A 19,937-nucleotide genomic window follows, 5' to 3' on the forward strand; every position below is an offset into this window, starting at 1 on the left:
CTCAGCCCTGACCTTTGGCAACCTGCTGCAGCTGCGTCATCAGTCTCCCAAGGTAAGCGTCAGTCAGGTGTGACGCATCCGGTGAGCTGTATGTCACTTTCAGACGGCTGCCAACGCCGGACTTGACCACTTCGAGCTCAAGGCGATCATTGCCTTTCCATTCCTGCCCCATCTTGTAATAACTGCCCCGATTTGCCGACCAGACCGGACGTGCTTCATCAATGGAGCTCGCACTCCAGTCACCGTGCTGATCACGCTGGCGCAGACTTTCAAGCTCCTCGGAGGAGATGAACTGATAATGACTTTTCAGGCGCGCCGCCGCGGTATCAACGTCCACCGGGAGGCTATACGAATGATGCACGTCCTGCCGGGGCCCGGAAATAACGGCTCGGGTCATCCAAGGCATGCTACCCTCACTGGAGCTACCGCTACCACCGCTTGCCAGCGAATGTGCAGCGTCACTGATTTTCTGGTTCCACTCGCCCAACGCAGTGCCTGCACACCCCGTTAACACCAACGCGGCGCAAAGAACACCTGGCATCAAAAAAGACGTTACCTGTCGACTCATACTCATGATTTAGCTCCTTTTTTAGAGGAAATTAATGCAGAGGTCTTGAGTGGTGGAGAGAAAGAGGAGCGTATTGCGCCCGACATAATATCTTCGTCAGGCATACCAAAACGGGTGATCGCATCCTTACCTGCGGGCGTTTCGAGACGAATATCATCTCGAGTCACCTTCGCGGGACGATAGTGTTGGACGACACCGTAAACGCTACGGATCCAATGCCCCCCTCGGTCCAATAGAGTGTCGCGTTCCGAACGTGATATAAGCCCATAGTGCCAAGCTTGAAAGGCTTTCATCGCAAGCTGGTCATAACCGACCAGAAGGAAAACACAGCGATATCCCACAGGAGTGCGACTAAATACACCAATATTTAGAGGAGACACGGAAGCAACATCTGAAAGAGAAATTTGTGCAGGGATGTTTGCCAGTGTTTTGTCCAGCTCGGCAACAGCCTGTTGAAGTAACTGCGTACCTTTATTTAAGGTCTCTTCCAGGGCGACCATTGCAGCATCGGCATAAGGGTTATCTTCACCAGAAGCCTCATTGATCTGCCCTGCTCGTAGAATAAAACGGGGCATACTATAAATATCAGGGCGTCGCTTCCCCGACGTTTCAGGATCAGCGTTTTGGCTACGTCGCCCTTCCCATAAACGAATGGCATAGAGGGTATGAAGCTCTACGGTAAGAGTGGATTTTAATGCACCAGCGCGTGCAGCCGCCGGTTTTTGTTCGTTATTCTTTGCTGATTCAACCATTAGAAGCATCCTTCCGGGAATGTGTGTGGCTTGAAATAGTCTCGGCAGTCACCATTAGCAGCAATCCAAAACTCTTTTTCATTTCCAAAGGAAAAGTGATGACATGAATTTTGCTCATTTTTTAGCCACTACTGGCAGTACCAACAGTGGCCACTTTTTAATCACACAAGTTTTAATCTGAGAGTGTCGAAAATTCTGGATACATACCCAGACCTTAGGTTGTTTATTTTTTAAGCGGTGTTGGCAGTGCCAACGCTGTGTATTTTTTAAACACCTCTTCCTGTTTAGATTTATGACTTATTTTTTGCGCGTGCCATTCCCAAACGTAGCTTCGTAACTATGTCGCTGACATGCTCCCGCGACGCCAGGTGTTGACGGACCGGATCTGTTGGTTTTGCTGGCGCCGCAGAGCAAGGTATTTGGCGTCGTGGTACAGGCCGGGTAGGTTCTGGGGATTTTGCACTCGCATACAGCTCACCGTTCCGGGCGCGCTTGATCACTGCCAGCAGCCAGCCAGTGGGGTTATTCAGGCTGCCTTTGGCCATCGCCTGCTCAAGACTCTCCAGCACCTGACGGGCAACCTCTGCAGGCAATGCCTTAAGCTGGACACCAATCTGCCGCTGATCATCTGCCGCTATGCTGTTCTGCAGTTCGGCCGGTAACTCAGGTAGGTACGTTGTTTTATTCACACTCTGTGTGAAAGAACGTACGTTACAGTTCGGTTTCGTTGATGCACCGTAATTGACTGATTTCAGCATGAGTTCGGGAAGCGAACCCAGTGTTTTGCCTCCCTGTTTTACACTGAGTTCGGCATCAGAACTGGGCTTAATTTGACTCAGTTCGGTATCCGAACCCGGGGATTTCTTACTGAGTTCGGCGTCCGAACTGGGGATATTTTCCTGTCGTTGAAACACTCTGGCAGCCATCTGTTGCGGGGTTTGTGGCGACCCAAGCCGTTCAGCAATCGCCGCCATCTGTGAATGCTGATGACGCATTGTCGGGTCATGTTGAATATCGGTCAGTACCGACCAGGCAGTCTGGCTGACGGTGCGATTTTTATGCGCGCAGCCCATGGCGACCGTATCCAGCCAGGTCGGATCCAATGTCTCCGCATCACGGGCCGAGAGTGGTTCATCATGTTGGGCATAGATGTTCCCCCTCACTCGCCCCTTGTCGTCACGCACACGCCGGCACAAACTGAGCCAGCCTGTCAGGCGTAACATCAGCAGCACGCGGCTGACAGTCTCGCGGGACGCCTTACCGTTAAATGGCGAGGCGAGCTGCAGCTGCAGTTCGTCATAGGTCGGGAACACGGCGCCCTGGTTCTGTTGTGCGTACAGGCGGATCATTATCCACGCGGTTTTATCCAGCGGTGACAGGCGAGTGTCCAGAAGCAACCGGCGGGGGATAGAGTCATGCACATTGCCCATGTACAGCAGACCGCTGCGCAGATTCGTGACATCGGGACTCCCCGTGTGCTTTTCCGCGCCTATTCGTTCCCCCAGGCGGGCATTCATTTGTTCGAGCGTAAAGGTGATCAGGCTGTCATCAGGTGTTTTATTTATGCTCATCGATTTTGCGCATCCTTTTACGCGGCCCACGCCCACAGGGCGAAAGCATCAAGCGGTTGTAGGCCTAACGGCACTCAGGCCTGTACCCGACATCAGGTACAGGGTCAGTGTCATCACTTCCACAGTTCGTTGTTGTAGCGTTCATGGGTCAACAGCTCCCAGTCATCACCACTGTTTCGGCTGAGCAGTCGCCAGCTGGTACCGATATCAATCTTCATCCAGGCACGCCCAGGGGCGTGCTTGCCTTTAACATGAAGGTGCTTATAGTTACGTTCCCCGCGGCGGAAACGCCTGACCTGCTCCTTCGCCTTTCTTTGGCAGGATGGTGGCGCCGAACGGGGGACCTGCAACCCCGGCATTAACATCACAGGCTTCATGCCAACCTCCTTGTATTTCCTCCCGGCGTAGCGCGTGGCGTACGCACGGCCTGAATGGCTTTTCTGGCCGTCGCAGTCTGAGGGGCATCGAAGCTGCGAACTGCATGCCAGACAGCTGTCAGAGAAACATCCATCTGTTCGGCGGCCAGCATCATGACGTCCAGTCCATCCGCACTGGAAGCGTCATCGATGTCGGCTTTTTGCCACTGGCGCCACAATGCCGCATTCTCGTCGTCGCTGAGCGCTGCACAGCGCCCCTGGCGAATGTTGATACCGGTCATGCGTCGGCGGGCGGCAACTTCAACGGTCGAGAGGCCAAAATAGTGCTGCATCATTTCGATAGAGCCCCCCAACGCCAGTGCACGATCAATCCGCTGCATGCGCTGCTGCTCACGGCGCGCATGTTGCAGCATCAGAGAGAAATTCTCGTGATGGATTTGGAAGGTCAGCACCGATACCGAGCTGTTCATCAGGTAATGCAGGTCTTCAATGGTCAAACCGTGCAGCAGTTGCATCTCCTCCGTGGTCAGCCCCAGAGATTCACAGCGGCGGATATAGCCTGATTTAAGTTCCATCACGAGCTGGGTGAGCAGGCTGTTCGTCGCCTGAGACAAGCTATTACTCATAGTGAAGCCCCCCGATTTCTGAAAAATATCTCGAAAAAACAGCAAACAAGCATGCCAGCAACACCATGGAAACGAACAGGAATGGCAACGCTGAAATGAAGTTTTTGCCCTTGCCCTTAAACCACGTTCTGGGATCAGGAACGTTGCCCATACCTAGAAGCAGGAACCAAAAAACGAAGGTCTGCATTGTGAGTAGATACAAATAAGGGTTCATAAGTTGCGTCCTCCCTGATAACCAATGCCAGTGTTCACAGCCCCCTGAACCCCCTGGTGTAAACGGGCGTTCTGGCCTGCTTCGTATCCACGTAAACGGGCAATATCATCACCGCGGCAGGTTTTCGGGGCGCGCGTTTGCAGCTCCCCCATCTTTTGGCTTTCCAGCTAGGCTCCAATCAGCTCGCATTCCTGTTCAGTAACGGTAAACGTCGTGATGACTCTCCGGACGCCGGCAACCCAGCCGGCACGAAACTGCTCTGCTCGGGCACGCCGCGTGCTCGTTTTCAGGCGCTTATTCTGGGTTTTCAGGTAGTCTGCAGTCGCATCTTTCAACTGCCGGCTCAGCACATCGAACGCATAAGCCGCAACGGCCGGCCGCTCACTAAAACCGTAGAACGTCACGTTGCGGCGCGGGCCTGACGCGCTATCCCTCCAGGAAAAATACAAATGGCATCCAAAGGCACGGGCAATCGCCCACGCCAGGCTGGACATCCATTCAGGCAGTTTTTGTTTCGCTTCGGAAGGTGCTCCCCGACTCGGTGCCGTCTGAATAGATGACAGGCTGGCCTCCAGCTCGCTGATGCCGTATTTTTCCATCAGTTTTTGCGCCCGGGCTAACGCCAGTCCAGCCTCATGCGCATTGCTGTTGCTGCGGGCAAGCTCAAGCAGTTTGCGCACCAGTTTCACCAGGTGCGCCTGTCGTTGTGAATGGCTCATCAGACTGCCTCCTCTGTTGCAGATAAATCACGCTGCAGTTCACGCAGACGGCGTAAGACGCGAATAAGGCGCATCAATTTCACGGCATGAATATCGTCAAGCAAAGGCCAGTCAGCCGCATTTTCCGAACCGATAAGGGCTTCATTGAGCGAGCTGGATGAGGCACCGTCTGGGTTGTTGCCGGCAAGGGTCAGGAGTAACGCGGTAAATCGAGAAGGACGTTCGGCAGTCAATGCGTAGCCGGCAGCCTGCAAGTCGGCTTTATCGGCTTTGATTTCCGCCTCGCAGCCCGCCACTTCGGCCAGTTCGAATGCCAATCGGAAGGTGATCACCTGCAGGTGCTCGATATCGTCCTACAGGGCAGAAATAGCCCAGATGGAGGAGACCGGCTCAAGTCCTACCTCGGCAAAAGGCACCTCTGCAACAGGGGTTATACCTTGCTTTGGCTGTGTCACGGTATTGCTGTGAGGGGCTGTCGGCTCATGAGGGGCCGGCAGGGGGGCTGTGGTATTCTCACCATCTAAAACCGTTTCAACGTCACCCGACAACACAGAAGGCGCACCGTATAAATCAGGCTGAGTTTCAACACGTGGTTCAGTTTGAGTTGCAGGCGTTTCCTCTTCCTGAGCGTTCTGTGATTCATCATCGGCATCTCTCGTTGATTTATGCAACGCGCTGTCCAGCACCAAAGAAGAGCCTTCTCCCTGTACTTCAGGTACCGTCGGTCCGCCGGTATTTCCCTGCTGCAGTGCTGGCGCCAGTTCGACAGTATTGCCTTCGCCTGACAGCTCAGGCGTTAATGCCGGCTCAGGGTCACCGAGGTGCTTGCGCCGGTTTTGCTCTTTGGGATCGAGCTCCAGTAGCCAGCGGTCATAATTGAGCAACGGGTGTGGCAACGCGTTGATGAGCGCACCAATCAACTCATCACGAAACATATCCAGAGAGTAGATTTCGGGGTCATCAAATTGGCTGCAAACTTTGCCAAAGACGCTATCAAACGGTTCTTGAACCTCGACAGTAACACTATGTTCCTCCCAAGTTTTTTCAGCTTCAGCTCGTAAAGCAAGCAATTGACGAATTTGGGGGGCTCCCAATCCCGATTTAAGAAGAGATGGCATGAATGGATATAGGTATTTCACCGTATCTTCCATACGGCTGATACTGGAGAAATGCACCGGATATCCATCAGCACTCATCAAACTTGAGAGCTCACGCAGAGAAACAGCTTTACCCAATTTTTCTTCATACAGGGCACGAGCATCCCGGATCCCCAGAGCTTTTTCGATAAACGCCAGATCTCCCCGTTGTTCGTTCTCGGCCAGATGGCCAAGAAGACAGGACAAACGACCGGGCCATGGCTTGAAAACACAAGAAATGCGGTAAAACCGTTCATCCCCTGTTTCTTGCCATAGTTCTTGCAAGATTGAATAACGGGTGTTACCACCATCACTGAAAAAATAACCCAGTTCGGGTTGTTCAGGATCAAGAGTAACTAATGGCACAGTTCTCAGACCGCGAACCCTAATCCCCGCCTTGATTTCATCATATTCAGGATTCCTCGAAATTCGTGGGTTATACGGCGATACGCTTAGCTGGTCGAGAGTAAGCACCAACGGCATATCACTCACTGGCAGTACAGATGATGTCGAAGTTACTGCATGAGTGCCTGCAGCTGTTTTTCCCTGCTGGAGCAAAGCACTGTTCAGATCGAGGATCTTGGTTTTAGTACGCGCCATAGTTACGCCCTCCCCGAGTATTGGTCATACTGACCATCGTGGAAGTCACTGAACGCGGTGAATTGCCCTTCAAACTTGACGCGAACGGTGCCCGTTGCCCCCTGCCGCTGCTTACCAATGATAATTTCTGCCGTGCCGGCATCATCAGAGTCAGCGTAATAGACCTCATCCCGGTAGATGAAGGCGATCACATCGGCATCCTGCTCCAGCGCACCGGAGTCTCGCAGGTCACCATTAAAGGGGCGTTTGTCAGCACGGCTTTCCAACTGACGGTTCAGCTGAGATAGCGCCACAACGGGACAATCAAGTTCTTTGGCCAGTGCTTTCAGACTGCGGGAAATTTCTGAAATTTCCTGGGTGCGGTTTTCCTGGCCAGGGCAACGCATCAGCTGCAGGTAATCGACCATAATTAAACCCGGATAACCATACAACCGGGTATAGCGCCGTGCCCTGGAACGCAGCAGTGCGGGGGTCAAATACGATTCATCGTCAATAATCAGGCGGTTTTCCAATGGCAACAACCGCTCCATCGCTTTGGAAATGCGCGCCCAATCCTCATCATCCAACTGGCCGCTGCGCAGCCTTGAAAGTTCAACCCGCCCGTCAACAGCAATAAGGCGTTGGAGCAACTGCTCGCGCGGCATTTCCAGACTAAAGAAGAATGCAGGTTTCTCCGTGCCTCGGAGTGCGCCGGTGTAAGCGCTCAACGCAAAGGCGGTTTTACCCATCGATGGCCGTGCCGCAAGCAAAACCAAATCCCCCGGTTGCAAACCACACGTCATCGCATCAAGCTCTAAGAAGCCAGTCGGGGTGCCGGTGATACCATTACCGCCATTCACCGTCTCCAGATAAGTCACGACAGCATTCAGCCCATCGGTCAGGCTGACATTCTGCTGTGACGGTGTTTGTTCCGAGAGCTGGAACAATTGCTGTTCCGCCCTTTCGGTCAGGGCGGCAGAATCTGCGCGGGGATGAGCAGCATCTGCGCTCAATTCACGTCCGAGCTGCAACAGGCTACGCAGTCGACTTCGTTCAGCGACAATCCTGGCATAGGCGACAATATTGGCTGCGCTCGGTGTGTTTTTAGACAACTCCGCCAGATAGGCAAAACCGCCGACCTGCTCGAGCTCACCATTGTGTTCCAATGACTCATGGAGCGTAATCAGATCAATCGGCTGCTGAACAGCCATCAAGCGAGCCATAGCCTGGAAAATGCGACGATGTACCGCCAGATAAAAATCACGATCTCCAACTAATGGAAGAATGTCATCCCAACGCTCGTTATCCAACATCAAGCCACCGAGAACGGCCTGCTCGGCATCTGAAGAATAAGGTATATGCATATCAACCTTCATTGATTTGCCTCCTGACGCAGAACGTCGAAGTCGGCAACCCAGTGAGGGAACAACTCGCAGGCCAGCTCATACATAGTGTCAGCAGCAGCGAGCGTTGATGTACGGGTGGTGGTTCTTTCGAGACGATGAACAGGTTGGCCGGAAGCATGCCCCATTTTGTAAATTTCAAGCTTGGGGATGATGGTGTCGAGAAGGGAGACGTCGAAGGTATCTGCACGCAGATACTGCCCGTTTGCGATAATGCCGCGCAGACTGTTCAGGGTCTGCCAATCCAGATTCGTATACTCCATGCAGTTCGTCAGAATACGGATACGCGGTAACGCAATACCGTAGCTGGACAGCGGCAATAATCCCTCCATCAACCCCAATGTGCCACGCAGAAACTCACGCGTATCCGGCAATATAGGCTTGATAACACCGACGGCGAACTCCGTACTGGCAACAAGAATGAGTTCGAGCATCACAGACGCTGCACCTTTGGAGTCAATAACGATAACGTCGTACTCGTTGAACAAAGGGTGCTGCAGAACATTCTTCAGCCGCATACGACCATCAGGGGCATGCAACATGGCAGAGGATAAACGGTCGTGGGGATCGTTGGAAACGATGATGTCTAAATTTGGGATAACAGAACGGGAGATGATTTCTTCGGGGTGATTGAGATCTACTGTCTTCATCAACAGTTCATACAAACCGTTGGGGGCTTCATATTCCAGGGAGAAAATGCTGCTTGCGGTGGGTTGGGAGTGGTCACCATCGATGAGGAGAGTTTTTTTACCTGCATCGGCAAGGAAGCCGGCAAGGTTGGCGCTTTGAGTGGATTTACCTTCGCCCCCTTTGGTTGAGACCATAGGGATAACGCGAGGTGCCGGGTGGCTAACACCCATAGATGTGGATTTAGCTAACTTATGCATGTTTTACACTCGAATTTATCAATTCGCGTGTAAACGGTTAAATTATATATCCTTTAACAATTTTGCAACAAGCACAGGGATTGAAAATCCCCGTGTCCTTGGTTCGATTCCGAGTCCGGGCACCATCTTCAGAATAACCCGCCTATGGCGGGTTTTTCGCTTTCTGGGGTACGGACTCTCCATCGAACTGCGTTCGATTATTCGGCCAAGGGCCTCACCCTGTGGGCCAGCGCTGAAGCGCTGTTCAACGCGGCGCCAGCGCCGGTTGTCCGAGTCCGGGCACCATCTTCAGAATAACCCGCCTATGGCGGGTTTTTCGCTTTCTGGGGTACGGACTCTCCATCGAACTGCGTTCGATTATTCGGCCAAGGGCCTCACCCTGTGGGCCAGCGCTGAAGCGCTGTTCAACGCGGCGCCAGCGCCGGTTGTCCGAGTCCGGGCACCATCTTCAGAATAACCCGCCTATGGCGGGTTTTTCGCTTTCTGGGGTACGGACTCTCCATCGAACTGCGTTCGATTATTCGGCCAAGGGCCTCACCCTGCGGGCCAGCGCTGAGACCTTGAATACCCAGCAGAAGTGCTCCTGTTCCTATCTCTTTAACCTAAATCTCGGCCTTTATATTCGCTGTCTTAATTGATGCCCGCCCCCCTGCCCTGTGTTTACGGCACTCTATTATTTCCATTTGCGCCATAACCCGACCTTCCTTATTTTCGCTGTCATTTGAATTAATACGCAAACACGGGTTACGCAGCAATGCCATTAATGTTTTCATTCTGCGCCTGATAAAAACCCACAGCCACAAACCGATAAAAACATTAAATAACAACCAATTAAACAGAGCCCACCACATAATTTCCTGCCGTTATTAAAAACAAACCAAAAATGCGGTCGGCATTCACCTTGTGATTTTTTGATAAATACCGCCTGCCGCCGCTGCTAATTTACCGACAGGCGTTCTTAAAACATCACATCGGTGAAGATCGCCATATCACCGTAATAGAACGCTTAATTTAGCCTGCTCACCCACTGATATTTTGGCCTTTTTTGGCTCTGGCATTAAACACCCGTTGAGAAAAAACATATGGAATATGGTTTATCAGACAATGGCGAACAGCCGGATCAACACGGCAAGGGCGTCAGCCGCAGAAATGTCTTGCTCGGCCTGGCGTCAACGCTTGTCGCCACCGCATTGGCCGGCGCCCCATTCCTCACGCTGGCGGAACAGCATACCGCCGCGCAAAACCCCCTGCTTTTTGCCCGTTTCTTCGCGCTCTCCCGGCAATTGACAGAACATCAGGATATTGACCCTGGCATTTCGGCTCGTATTTTCACTGCGTTGAGCCTCGCAAACCCGCAATTCTCATCACAGGTTGAGCGATTAAGCGCGCGCGTGAAGGCCGGACAAAGCGCCCGGCAACTTCAGCAAATCGCCGGCCAACTGGGGCTGCCGGCATTGGTCTCGGCCATCGTCACCGCCTGGTATACCGGTACCGTGGGCCAGGGGGCAAACGCCAGTCTCATCGCTTATAAAGATGCCCTGATGTATCGCCCGGTTAAAGACGCCTTGATTGTGCCCACCTATTGCGGCAACGGCCCGCTTTGGTGGACCGCCGCCCCACCTGAGGTTAACGCCTTTCTGCCCTCTGAGAGCTGAATCATGAAAAAACCGGTATTCACGGCTGATGGCGATGCCTCGGCCGATATTGTCATCGTCGGCTCGGGGATCGTCGGCGGCATGATGGCGGACCAGTTGGCCGGCCAAGGCTATTCCGTGCTGGTATTGGAGGCGGGCCTGCGTATCGATCGCGCGCAGGCCGTCGAAAACTGGCGCAATATGCCGTTTGATAACCGTGCGGGCTCCGATTTTCAAGGCTTGTACCCGCAATCAGCCTACGCCACCGCGCCGCTCTATTTTCCGCCAAACGATTATGTCGCGTTAAGTGGCCCAAGCGCGGACAGCTTTAAGCAGGGCTATTTACGCACCGTGGGCGGCACGACCTGGCACTGGGCCGCCTCCTGCTGGCGCCATCTGCCAAACGATTTCAAAATGAAAACGCTGTACGGGGTTGGCCGCGACTGGCCCATCGCCTATGACGATCTGGAGCCCTACTACTGCCGCGCGGAGGAGGCGATTGGCGTCGCCGGCCCAAACGATCCGGCCAAACAATCGCCTTCAGCGCGCAGCAAGCCTTATCCCATGGATATGGTGCCCTGGGCCCACGGAGATACGCGCTTCGCCGAAGTGGTCAACCCGCACGGTTACCGCTCCGTGCCGATCCCCCAAGGGCGCAGCACGCGACCATGGCAGGGGCGGCCCACCTGCTGCGGCAACAATAACTGCCAACCTATCTGCCCGATTGGCGCCATGTATAACGGCATCCATCACATCGAACGCGCCGAAATGAAAGGAGCACTCGTGCTGGCGGAAGCGGTGGCGTACAAAATCGATACCGATGGACAAAATCAGGTTACCGCCGTGCATTGGCTGGACAACCAAAAGCGGTCGCACAAAGCCAGCGCCAGCGCGTTCGTCCTGGCATGCAATGGCATCGAAACCCCGCGCCTGCTGTTGATGGCCGCCAATGCGCAAAACCCGAATGGGATCGCCAACAGCTCCGATCAGGTTGGCCGCAATATGATGGATCACTCCGGCTTTCACTGCACCTTCCTGGCGAAAGAGCCGCTGTGGCCAGGACGCGGCCCGGCACAGAGCAGCTGTTTGGTCGGCCCGCGCGATGGGGATTTCCGCAAGCATTACTCAGCCAACAAGATGATCCTCAATAACATCAACCGCGTTTTGCCGGCTACGCGCCAGGCCTTGGCGCAGGGCCTGGTGGGGAAAGCGCTGGATGACGAGATCCGCCGCCGCGCGGCGCACGGCGTCGATTTGTCCATCAGTCTGGAACCGCTGCCCGATCCCAATAACCGTCTGACGTTGAGCGCAACGCGCAAAGACGCCCACGGTTTGCCTTGCCCCGACATTTACTATGACGTGGGGGACTATGTGCGAAAAGGGGCTGAAGCGGCGCACCGGCAGCTCAAACATATTGGCCAATTGTTTGATGCCGATGAATTCAACATCACCACCAGCCTGAATGCCAATAATCACATTATGGGCGGCACCATCATGGGCAACGATGAGAAAAATTCCGTGGTGAACGGCGATTGCCGTGCGCACGATCATCCGAACCTGTGGCTGCCCGGCGGTGGCGCCATCCCTTCAGCCAGCGTGGTGAACAGCACGCTGACGATGGCGGCCCTGGGCCTTAAAGCGGCGGACGACATTGCCCGCAAACTGGCGGTGAAATCATGAGAAAACCTGCAAGGATAGCCTGGCTGGCGCTGCTCCTCGCGGCGGGCGGCGGCTCGGCGTTCGCCGCCGACGAAGGACCGCATTTCAGCGCCGAGCTGATTGAAAAAGGCGAGCGGCTCGCGGTGGCGGCGGACTGCCAGGCCTGCCACACCCAAACGGGAGGCGGCGAGCGATTTGCCGGCGGTTACAGCATCGCCACGCCAGTAGGCGTGATTTACACCACCAACATCACCCCCGATAAGGAAACCGGCATTGGCCGCTACAGCGAAGCGCAATTCGCCCGCGCCGTGCGTGAAGGCATTCGCGCGGACGGCACCCCGCTGTACCCGGCAATGCCTTATACGTCATACGTCAAATTAAACGACGAGGACATTCACGCGCTGTACGCCTACTTTATGAACGGCGTCGCCCCCGTCGTTCAGCATAACAGGCGAACCGAACTGCCCTTCCCCTTTAACCTGCGCTTTATCATGCCGGCCTGGAACAGTTTGTTTCTGGAAGAGGGGCATTTCAGCGCCGACAGCAGCGAAGATGCGCAATGGAACCGCGGCGCCTACCTGGTCAACGGCCCTGGACACTGCGATACCTGCCATACGCCGCGCAACGTGTTACTGGCTGAATACAGCGGGCAACCGCTTTCCGGCGCCATGGTCGGCAGTTGGTATGCGCCCAATATTACTTCCGACCCGATCAGCGGCATTGGCGGATGGAGCCAGGCTGAGCTAATCCAGTATTTGAAAACCGGGCGCGCGGCGGGAAAAAACCAGGCGGCGGGGGGCATGGCGGAAGCGATAGAAAACAGCCTGCAATATTTGTCGGACGACGATCTGGCCGCGATTGCCGCTTACCTGAAAAACAGTCCGCCGATCAGAGATCGACGCGATACGCGGCCGGCAGACAGCTTTGGCAAGCCGTTCAACGTTGAACCCGAGCTGCGCGGCGCGCATCCGCCGACCGCCAACGAGACGGTGATTGACGGCGCCGCCTTGTTTAGCGGCAACTGCGCCAGCTGCCACCAACCCGACGGCAGCGGCAGTCAAAACCAGGCCTATCCATCGCTGTTCAACAACACGGCGACGGGCTCGCGCAATCCCTCCAATCTGATCTCGGCCATTTTGTTCGGCGTCGAACGCCGCGTCGGGGATCAACATATCCTGATGCCGAATTTCGGCCCGCAATCCTATGTCAATCCCTTGAACGACCAGCAGATTGCGGCGATCGGCAACTATGTCTTGCAACATTACGGCAACCCCGCGGCGCACGTCACCGCCGAAGACGTTGCGATCCTCAGACGAGGGGGCCCGGCGCCCTTGCTGGCCGAGATGCAGCCCTATATGGCCCCGGGTTTGGGCGGCGGCGCGCTGGCGCTATTGGCCGCCATCGCGTGGCGGGTGCGCAAACGCCGCGGCGCGTGATTCACGCCAATTAAAGCTCCCTACGCTGGCGGCCGCAGGGAGCTTTCTGCCGGATCGCAAGGCTCTGATGCCATATACCAATGATGTGCTAAAAATAGGCCCCGCCGGCGTTTTGCACTATTTTGGTTATGTCTGCCTGTTCATTCTGGGCGGTGCCTCGCTACGACGATAAACCCTGTACACCGTTAGCCTCGGTCACAAAACACAGTCAATCACGCCAGGAGCCCGACCATGAAAAACGCAACGTTCCCCAGCATCGCCAAGTTTTCCTTTCTGTCTTTATTATTGCCGGCCTGGATCACCCAGGCCGCTCCCCCACAACCGCAGCCGGGCAGCACCGCGCAAATCGTTTTGATTGGCACCTGGACAGGGGAAAGAGACGGCGATCGGGTTCAGCCGCCCGTTTATCCCAGCCAGGGGATGTATCGGTTGGCGCTCAACGAAGACGGCAGCCTGCTGCCATTGAATCGCATAAAAATGGACAGCCCTTCCTGGATAGTTCTGAGCAAAAATCGCCAATTTGCCTATACCACCAATGAAACTCAGCAAGGCCAAATCAGCACGCTCAGGCTCGGCAAAGGCGGCGACCCGCAACGCATCAGCGGCATCGACTCGCAGGGACAAGAGCCGACGCATGCCGCCATCAGTCCAGACGGGCGCTACTTATTGGCCGCCAATTACTCCAACGCCCCCGGGCATGCCAGCGTCATCGTGGCTCCCATTCTCCAGAGCGGTGAACTCGGCGAGGTGCTGCAGCGCTTTCCCTTCACCAAGGGCTCAGAGGCCGTTGCCGCGCGGCAAGCCAGCGCCCATATTCACTCCGTCAACTTTACCCCTGACGGGCGCATGATGTACGCCGCCGATTTAGGCGGCGACATCATTCATGCCTTCTTCTACGATGCGGCAAATAAGGCCGCGCCGTTCAGGCTCGCGCCGGATTACGATTTGTCGTTTCCGCCGGGCACCGGCCCGCGACATATGATCTTTTCCGCAAATGGCAAATTCGCCTACGTGATCAGCGAAATGTCGGCGAATATTTTTGCCTACCAGATTAATAACGATCGGTTGGAGAACATCCAGACATTAGCGCTGACGGAAAGCGCCCGCGCGGATGCAAAGGGCGGCGGCGGACTGGCGTTTTCCCCTGACGGAAAATACCTCTATGCGAGCAATCGCCAAAAAACCAACGAAATCGTGGGTTATAAAATTAACCCGGAGAATGGCAAACTCAGGCTGATTGGCCGCACGCTTTCCGGCGGAATCGAACCGCGCGCTTTCGCCTTCGATAAAAGCGGAAAGTTTTTGCTAGTCGCCAATGTGTTTAGTAATAACGTTACCGTATTACAACGCGATCTGGATACCGGCGAATTATATGGCAACGGCGTAAGCGTCCAGATAGGTACGCCAACTGACGTTAAATTTATCCACGAGTAAATTATTGCTGCGGCAATCCATTTGTCGCAGCGCCAACATCGATTCTCTTGCCCACGAGCGCCATACTTTACCCCATTCCCATGGCGTTTAACGTGTCGATAACGTGAACGCTAAGGTAATGAGAATCATCATCAGCGGCAAAGGAATTATAAAAGAGAAACGCCAAAACAATTCAAACCGGGTTGATATAATGGCGGCTACATTCAGGCAAGTTCCGGCGGCACACGGATATCCTTGCACGTCACGCCGTCGCTGAACCTAAACGAACCTAAACGTCAAACTGTCGGCCAATCGGTTTTTAATTGGCGCTTTTCCAACGTCAACAGGCGCCTCTGTATATAACATGAACATTCACTCATTGAAATTAATGCATATAGGGATAATTTCCCGCCATACAGGCCCGCAAACAACAAAACTGGGCGCATTGGCCGATGTGAAAGCGGATGCCCCCATGCCGCCCAGACGCAATAGCCCTCGCATCCAAAAAACAATAACACATTGAATATAATAATAAAAATACTACCAAAACGGCCTGATTTCATAATTTCACTTTAATTTCATCTTTTCAAAAAGCGCTCAACGCCTAATATCATGTTATTTCACCTTCCCAGAATCCCTTTTAACGCTATTCTAAGCAGCGAATACCTGATTCAAGCAACACAAGCCGAACGCAGAACGGCGTATACACGTTAACAGTCAATAGTCGATGCCAATTCCATGCGGCTTATCCTCTTTGCGAAGAGTCGTTTACATGGAATGATGAACGCGGTTTCTAAGATTATTGCTTAAGAATATTAATTAAACACATACGCAAGCTTTCGCAGGGACTTTCATGGAAAGAAATACACCCGTAGCCTTTACCTGATGTGCTACCGAATTCTAAACGGGCATTTAAAAATGACGCATTTTTAACCCGCATGTCTTTTAATTATTTTTAATTCATGTCGTTTACTTATAAGAAAAAGGCAGCCTGGTTGCTATAAGCCAACCCCTTTGCAGCCGTATTTCTGGGTATTATTCTCATTATACTGGAGTTTATTAATGAATCAGCGTTTCGATATCATCGGTATTGGCCTTGGCCCGTCGAATCTTAGCCTGGCGGCCTTAGGGAGCGAAATCGAGGGATTTACGGGGCAATTCCTTGAGCGCAAACCTCATTTCTCCTGGCACCCGGGCATGATTTTGGCTGACTGCAACATGCAAACCAACTTTTTAAAGGATTTGGTGAGCGCGGTTGCCCCAACCAATCCCTACAGCTTTCTCAACTATCTGGTAAAAAACCGAAAATTCTACCGTTTCCTGACGACCGAACAGCGTACCGCATCGCGTGAAGAGTTCGCCGATTACCTCACCTGGGCCGCAAGCGGGATGGGATCGTTGGCGTTCAATCAAGACGTTCAGCGAGTCGAGTTTGACGATCGGCAACGCCAGTTCGTGGTGACCACCTCGCGGGAGATCTTCCACGCCAGACACGTAAGTATCGGTATTGGCAAGAAAATAAAGTTGCCGGACTGCGTGACGGCGCAAAACGATCGCTGTTTCCACGCCAGCGAAATGATGCTGCGCAACCCTAATCTGGCAGGCAAACGCGTGGCGATCGTCGGCGGCGGCCAGAGCGGCGCCGATCTGTTCCTGAATATTTTTAAAGGGGAATGGGGGCAGCCGGAACAACTCGACTGGATATCGCGACGCAACAATTACAACGCGCTTGATGAGGCGGCCTTTGCCAATGAATATTTCACGCCAGATTACGTCGAGAGTTTCTACTCACTGGACAGCGCGGCCAAGCGGCATATGCTGGCCGAACAAAAGATGACCTCAGACGGCATCACCAGCGAGTCGCTGCTGGCCATCTATCGCGCCATGTACCACCGCTTCGACGTGCTGCGCGAGAAATTATGGGTGCGCCTGCTGCCCAGCCGTTCGCTGACGGCCGTAAAACACACGCTGGATAACGCCTACCAACTCGAAACGCGTCATCATCTCGATCACGGCGAGGAAACCTTCAAGGCGGACGTGGTGATCTTTGCTACCGGTTATCAATCGGCGACGCCTGAGTTCCTTGCGCCTCTGGCCCACCGACTGTTGACCACGGCGGACGGCGAGTACCGCATAGCCCCGGACTTTACCTTTGAGTGGGAAGGCCCGGCGGAGAACTGCTTATTTGCGATGAACGCCAGTATGCATAATCACGGCATTGCCGATCCGCAGCTGAGCCTGATGGCGTGGCGTTCGGCCCGCATTCTTAATCGGGCGTTAGACCACCAGCCATTTGATCTGGGAACAACGCCGACAGCCATTCAATGGCGCAGTGAAGGCGCGCCACCCGCGTTTTAAATACAAGAACGTCTTAATCATTGTCACTATGCTTTGATGGAATTACGTATATGAAAAGACAAATAAACAAGTTCATTATGAATCAGTTGGCCATATTGGCCCCCGAATTCAAGGCCAGATTGATCTACAAAAGAGCATTTGGCAAACCGCTGAACTTGCAGGCGCCATCGACCTGGAATGAAAAAATCAATCACCTTAAGTTGAATGACTACAGTAAAAATGCCTTAGTCACTCAATGCGCAGATAAATATGCGGTTAGAGAGTACATCAAGGCAAAAGGATGTGAAGAGATCCTTAATGAGCTGTACTTTGCCTGTGATTCAGTACAGGAGATCCCATGGGAAACGCTGCCTGAGAAATTTGTCATCAAGGGAAATCACGGCTCAGGATATAATTTAATTTGCCAGAATAAACAATCGTTGAACATTAAAAGCGCCTCCCAGCTGATCGATGGCTGGATGAAAGACGATTACTGGAAAACCTATGTAGAACTCAACTACAAAGGGATACAAAAAAAGATCATTGGAGAAAAGTATATCGAATCGGCCAATGGTCACGGGCCTGAAGACTATAAAATTTATTGTTTTCGCGGTGTGCCTTACTGCACCTTGCTGTGCGTCGGCAGGGATACCGGGACGCCGAAATATTACTTCTTCGACAAAGATTTCAAGTTCCTTTGCTATAGCGAGGACTGCCTGGCGTTGAGCCAGGAGGAGATAGACGCCTTCGTGAAACCGGAGGGATACGATGAGCTGTTTGAGTATGCCGCTCGCTTGTCGGCGCCCTTCGAGTTCGTGCGCGTTGATTTCTACATCTCTCAGGGCCAAATCATTTTCGGTGAGCTGACCTTTACCCCCTCGGCCGGGCTGGATACGGATATTCTGCCACCGACCGATGTTTTGCTTGGCAAGATGCTGACGCTGCAACAGCACTGATTATCATCAACAAAAGGCGGCGCAATTCCCCTGCGCATCCATCAAACAGGAGATACCGGCCGGCGTTTTCGCAGGCCGCCCGCCAGCATCTCACTGTAGGGCGTCGGGCCGGCACCGCTCCGCCACCTGCGCTTTATCCACAGCGGAGTGGCTTGCACCGCCAACGGGAACGTTCCCCCTTGAGCGACATAACCCTTTGAAAAACAATGGCATTAGAACATTAATAAGAATCGTTTACATATTTATAATAAAATGTTCTATATGTATAGGAAGCTATAATATAAGATACCGGAAAGTTTCCCTGGTGTTGTTGTGTGTCTTTGCCCTATTTTATAGGGCTTTTTTTTCACTAACACCCATTGATGACTGAGTGTTTTTGCACCCATCAGCAGATTATCCCCTCCAAAAAAAACATAATCATTTCTAATTAATCGTAACCCTTCTTATTCGTGACTTGCCAATAATAACAATGAGTTGCTATTAACCCTGCGAAGCATCAGGCAGCCACCGCCTGACTCCGGCCGCACTTCGCCACTGAAATACCCGCCCGAAGGAGAGGTTTTTACTGGGCGCGTACCGATGCTAATATCGGCCTTTTTCGAGGACGCTGCCCCGCATGTTATTGTCTCACCGGCATTTTATCTGCACGCTTCTGGCGCTCGCCATCGGCTTTTGGTTGCCGACTACCGTGCAGGCCAGGCCCGATCTGGAACGCAGGATCGGCGTGACCGTCGCCGATAGCCACTCTGCGGATTACCGCTTCAGCGATCTGCGCTTCACCTCCGCCGATGGTCAACGGCGTTACCGCGTCCGTATCGCCCAGCCGCGTCGGGCGCCTGCGCCTGACGGCTATCCGACGATTTATTTCCTCGACGGCAATGCGGTGCTGATGGAGCTGAACGCCAGCTTACTGGCCAGATTGGCGACGGCGAAGCGGCCACCGGTGCTGGTGATGATCGGCTATGACAACGATCTGCGCATCGATGCCGCCGGCCGCGCCTACGACTATACGCTGCCTCTGCCGACGGGCATGAAGAAACCGCCGCGGGCGGGCGGGGGCGCGGAGGCCTTCCTGCAATTGATTGAAACGCGGATCAAACCGGCGATCGCCGCCAAACTGGCGGTCGATCCGCAGCGGCAAACGCTGTGGGGCCATTCCTACGGCGGGCTCTTCGTTCTGCATACGTTATTCGCCCATCCCGCCGCCTTCCAGCATTATATCGCCGTGGAACCCTCACTGTGGTGGGGCAACGGCATGATCCTGCAAGAGGCGCAGCAGTGGGCGGAACGGCATCCGACGCCGGCGGCAAGGCTGCAGTTGTGGGTGGGTCTGGCGGAGCGCGATCGCGCGGCCCCGCCCGGCGTGAAGAGCCCTGCACTGCCGGCGAACGCGGCGCAAATGCTGGCGGAACGCCTGGCAAAGCTCGACGGTCTTACCGTCGGCTATCGGGAGTGGCCCGGCTTGGGACACGGCGCCATGCTGGGTGCCGCCATCGAGCCGGCACTGCGCAGCGTGGCATATGAAGACTAAAGGAGGGTATCGACCGCATTTTCATCGGCGGCTCATATCTTCTGATAAGAAGAGCGTTTAATATCTGAGACAGCGCGCAGTCATCGCGGAACGGATGCGCAAAAACAAAGTGGCTCCCCCGTCGGCAAGTTAGCTTGCT

15 protein-coding genes and 2 pseudogenes are annotated in these 19,937 nt (G+C 54.0%); 7 read left to right on the top strand and 10 right to left on the bottom strand.

All coding sequences use genetic code 11. The features are described from left to right. Position 1 precedes the first annotated feature (1 nt). The 10 genes and pseudogenes from IMX17_RS18455 to IMX17_RS18500 all read right to left on the bottom strand — a co-directional run bounded on the left by IMX17_RS18455 (position 2) and on the right by IMX17_RS18500 (position 8,832). Positions 2-574, bottom strand: a complete 573-nt coding sequence (locus IMX17_RS18455) for a hypothetical protein (protein WP_182265420.1) — start codon at positions 572-574, stop codon at positions 2-4. Continuing rightward, positions 571-1,320, bottom strand: a complete 750-nt coding sequence (locus tag IMX17_RS18460) for a PFL_4669 family integrating conjugative element protein (protein ID WP_160204623.1) — start codon at positions 1,318-1,320, stop codon at positions 571-573. The genes IMX17_RS18455 and IMX17_RS18460 overlap by 4 nt, the downstream gene beginning before the upstream one ends. A gap of 290 nt (positions 1,321-1,610) precedes the next feature. Beyond that, a complete protein-coding gene (locus IMX17_RS18465) occupies positions 1,611-2,891 on the bottom strand; it encodes an STY4528 family pathogenicity island replication protein (RefSeq protein ID WP_193550072.1) in 1,281 nt (426 codons plus the stop codon). Between the two features lie 113 nt (positions 2,892-3,004). After that, the gene (locus tag IMX17_RS18470; protein WP_043143926.1) at positions 3,005-3,268 is read right to left on the bottom strand and encodes a hypothetical protein; all 264 of its coding nucleotides are present in this window, start codon (positions 3,266-3,268) and stop codon (positions 3,005-3,007) included. Then, positions 3,265-3,894 carry a DUF2857 domain-containing protein gene (locus IMX17_RS18475; RefSeq protein ID WP_060558267.1) on the bottom strand — a complete coding sequence of 210 codons (630 nt, stop codon included), beginning with the start codon at positions 3,892-3,894 and terminating at the stop codon, positions 3,265-3,267. The genes IMX17_RS18470 and IMX17_RS18475 overlap by 4 nt, the downstream gene beginning before the upstream one ends. Beyond that, the gene (locus tag IMX17_RS18480) at positions 3,887-4,108 is read right to left on the bottom strand and encodes a hypothetical protein (RefSeq protein WP_182265422.1); all 222 of its coding nucleotides are present in this window, start codon (positions 4,106-4,108) and stop codon (positions 3,887-3,889) included. Before IMX17_RS18480 ends, IMX17_RS18475 begins: the two co-directional genes overlap by 8 nt. Beyond that, positions 4,105-4,827: pseudogene (locus tag IMX17_RS18485) on the bottom strand (DUF2786 domain-containing protein). The gene IMX17_RS18480 and the pseudogene IMX17_RS18485 overlap by 4 nt, the downstream one beginning before the upstream one ends. Then, positions 4,827-6,563 (bottom strand): annotated as a pseudogene (locus IMX17_RS18490) (ParB family protein). Before IMX17_RS18490 ends, IMX17_RS18485 begins: the two co-directional pseudogenes overlap by 1 nt. A 2-nt stretch (positions 6,564-6,565) precedes the next feature. After that, entirely contained in the window at positions 6,566-7,918 is a 1,353-nt protein-coding gene (gene dnaB-PI, locus IMX17_RS18495) for an SPI-7-type island replicative DNA helicase (protein WP_182265424.1), read from the bottom strand. After that, complete coding sequence (locus tag IMX17_RS18500; protein ID WP_182265425.1) at positions 7,915-8,832, bottom strand: ParA family protein; 918 nt, start codon at positions 8,830-8,832, stop codon at positions 7,915-7,917. The genes dnaB-PI and IMX17_RS18500 overlap by 4 nt, the downstream gene beginning before the upstream one ends. A 1,082-nt stretch (positions 8,833-9,914) precedes the next feature. Between IMX17_RS18500 and IMX17_RS18505 the strand changes: the two genes are divergently transcribed. The 7 genes from IMX17_RS18505 (at position 9,915) to IMX17_RS18535 (ending at position 19,798) form a co-directional block, all read left to right on the top strand. Continuing rightward, positions 9,915-10,487 carry a sorbitol dehydrogenase family protein gene (locus IMX17_RS18505; RefSeq protein ID WP_193550073.1) on the top strand — a complete coding sequence of 191 codons (573 nt, stop codon included), beginning with the start codon at positions 9,915-9,917 and terminating at the stop codon, positions 10,485-10,487. A 3-nt stretch (positions 10,488-10,490) separates the two neighbouring features. Next, positions 10,491-12,146: a GMC family oxidoreductase gene (locus tag IMX17_RS18510; protein WP_033644658.1), complete on the top strand. Its 1,656-nt coding sequence runs from the start codon at positions 10,491-10,493 to the stop codon at positions 12,144-12,146. After that, the gene (locus tag IMX17_RS18515; RefSeq protein WP_046897312.1) at positions 12,143-13,561 is read left to right on the top strand and encodes a cytochrome c; all 1,419 of its coding nucleotides are present in this window, start codon (positions 12,143-12,145) and stop codon (positions 13,559-13,561) included. Before IMX17_RS18510 ends, IMX17_RS18515 begins: the two co-directional genes overlap by 4 nt. A 231-nt stretch (positions 13,562-13,792) precedes the next feature. Next, positions 13,793-14,995, top strand: a complete 1,203-nt coding sequence (locus tag IMX17_RS18520) for a lactonase family protein (protein WP_080350179.1) — start codon at positions 13,793-13,795, stop codon at positions 14,993-14,995. Positions 14,996-16,036: 1,041 nt separating this feature from the next. Further along, entirely contained in the window at positions 16,037-17,332 is a 1,296-nt protein-coding gene (locus IMX17_RS18525; protein ID WP_072626982.1) for a lysine N(6)-hydroxylase/L-ornithine N(5)-oxygenase family protein, read from the top strand. Positions 17,333-17,382: 50 nt separating this feature from the next. Then, on the top strand, positions 17,383-18,267 hold the full coding sequence (locus IMX17_RS18530; RefSeq protein WP_046897310.1) for an ATP-grasp fold amidoligase family protein: 885 nt from the start codon (positions 17,383-17,385) through the stop codon (positions 18,265-18,267). 616 nt (positions 18,268-18,883) lie between these two features. After that, positions 18,884-19,798: an alpha/beta hydrolase gene (locus IMX17_RS18535; protein WP_193550074.1), complete on the top strand. Its 915-nt coding sequence runs from the start codon at positions 18,884-18,886 to the stop codon at positions 19,796-19,798. Positions 19,799-19,937 lie beyond the last annotated feature (139 nt).

This window comes from Serratia sp. X3 (genome assembly GCF_014982455.1).
GTDB lineage: Bacteria > Pseudomonadota > Gammaproteobacteria > Enterobacterales > Enterobacteriaceae > Serratia > Serratia ureilytica.

Excerpts from the sequence above, each read along its gene's own strand:
- IMX17_RS18455 (WP_182265420.1), bottom strand. The coding sequence starts at position 574 with ATGAGTATGAGTCGACAGGTAACGTCTTTTTTGATGCCAGGTGTTCTT.
- IMX17_RS18460 (WP_160204623.1), bottom strand. The coding sequence starts at position 1,320 with ATGGTTGAATCAGCAAAGAATAACGAACAAAAACCGGCGGCTGCACGC.
- IMX17_RS18465 (WP_193550072.1), bottom strand. The coding sequence starts at position 2,891 with ATGAGCATAAATAAAACACCTGATGACAGCCTGATCACCTTTACGCTC.
- IMX17_RS18470 (WP_043143926.1), bottom strand. The coding sequence starts at position 3,268 with ATGAAGCCTGTGATGTTAATGCCGGGGTTGCAGGTCCCCCGTTCGGCG.
- IMX17_RS18475 (WP_060558267.1), bottom strand. The coding sequence starts at position 3,894 with ATGAGTAATAGCTTGTCTCAGGCGACGAACAGCCTGCTCACCCAGCTC.
- IMX17_RS18480 (WP_182265422.1), bottom strand. The coding sequence starts at position 4,108 with ATGAACCCTTATTTGTATCTACTCACAATGCAGACCTTCGTTTTTTGG.
- dnaB-PI (WP_182265424.1), bottom strand. The coding sequence starts at position 7,918 with ATGAAGGTTGATATGCATATACCTTATTCTTCAGATGCCGAGCAGGCC.
- IMX17_RS18500 (WP_182265425.1), bottom strand. The coding sequence starts at position 8,832 with ATGCATAAGTTAGCTAAATCCACATCTATGGGTGTTAGCCACCCGGCA.
- IMX17_RS18505 (WP_193550073.1), top strand. The coding sequence starts at position 9,915 with ATGGAATATGGTTTATCAGACAATGGCGAACAGCCGGATCAACACGGC.
- IMX17_RS18510 (WP_033644658.1), top strand. The coding sequence starts at position 10,491 with ATGAAAAAACCGGTATTCACGGCTGATGGCGATGCCTCGGCCGATATT.
- IMX17_RS18515 (WP_046897312.1), top strand. The coding sequence starts at position 12,143 with ATGAGAAAACCTGCAAGGATAGCCTGGCTGGCGCTGCTCCTCGCGGCG.
- IMX17_RS18520 (WP_080350179.1), top strand. The coding sequence starts at position 13,793 with ATGAAAAACGCAACGTTCCCCAGCATCGCCAAGTTTTCCTTTCTGTCT.
- IMX17_RS18525 (WP_072626982.1), top strand. The coding sequence starts at position 16,037 with ATGAATCAGCGTTTCGATATCATCGGTATTGGCCTTGGCCCGTCGAAT.
- IMX17_RS18530 (WP_046897310.1), top strand. The coding sequence starts at position 17,383 with ATGAAAAGACAAATAAACAAGTTCATTATGAATCAGTTGGCCATATTG.
- IMX17_RS18535 (WP_193550074.1), top strand. The coding sequence starts at position 18,884 with ATGTTATTGTCTCACCGGCATTTTATCTGCACGCTTCTGGCGCTCGCC.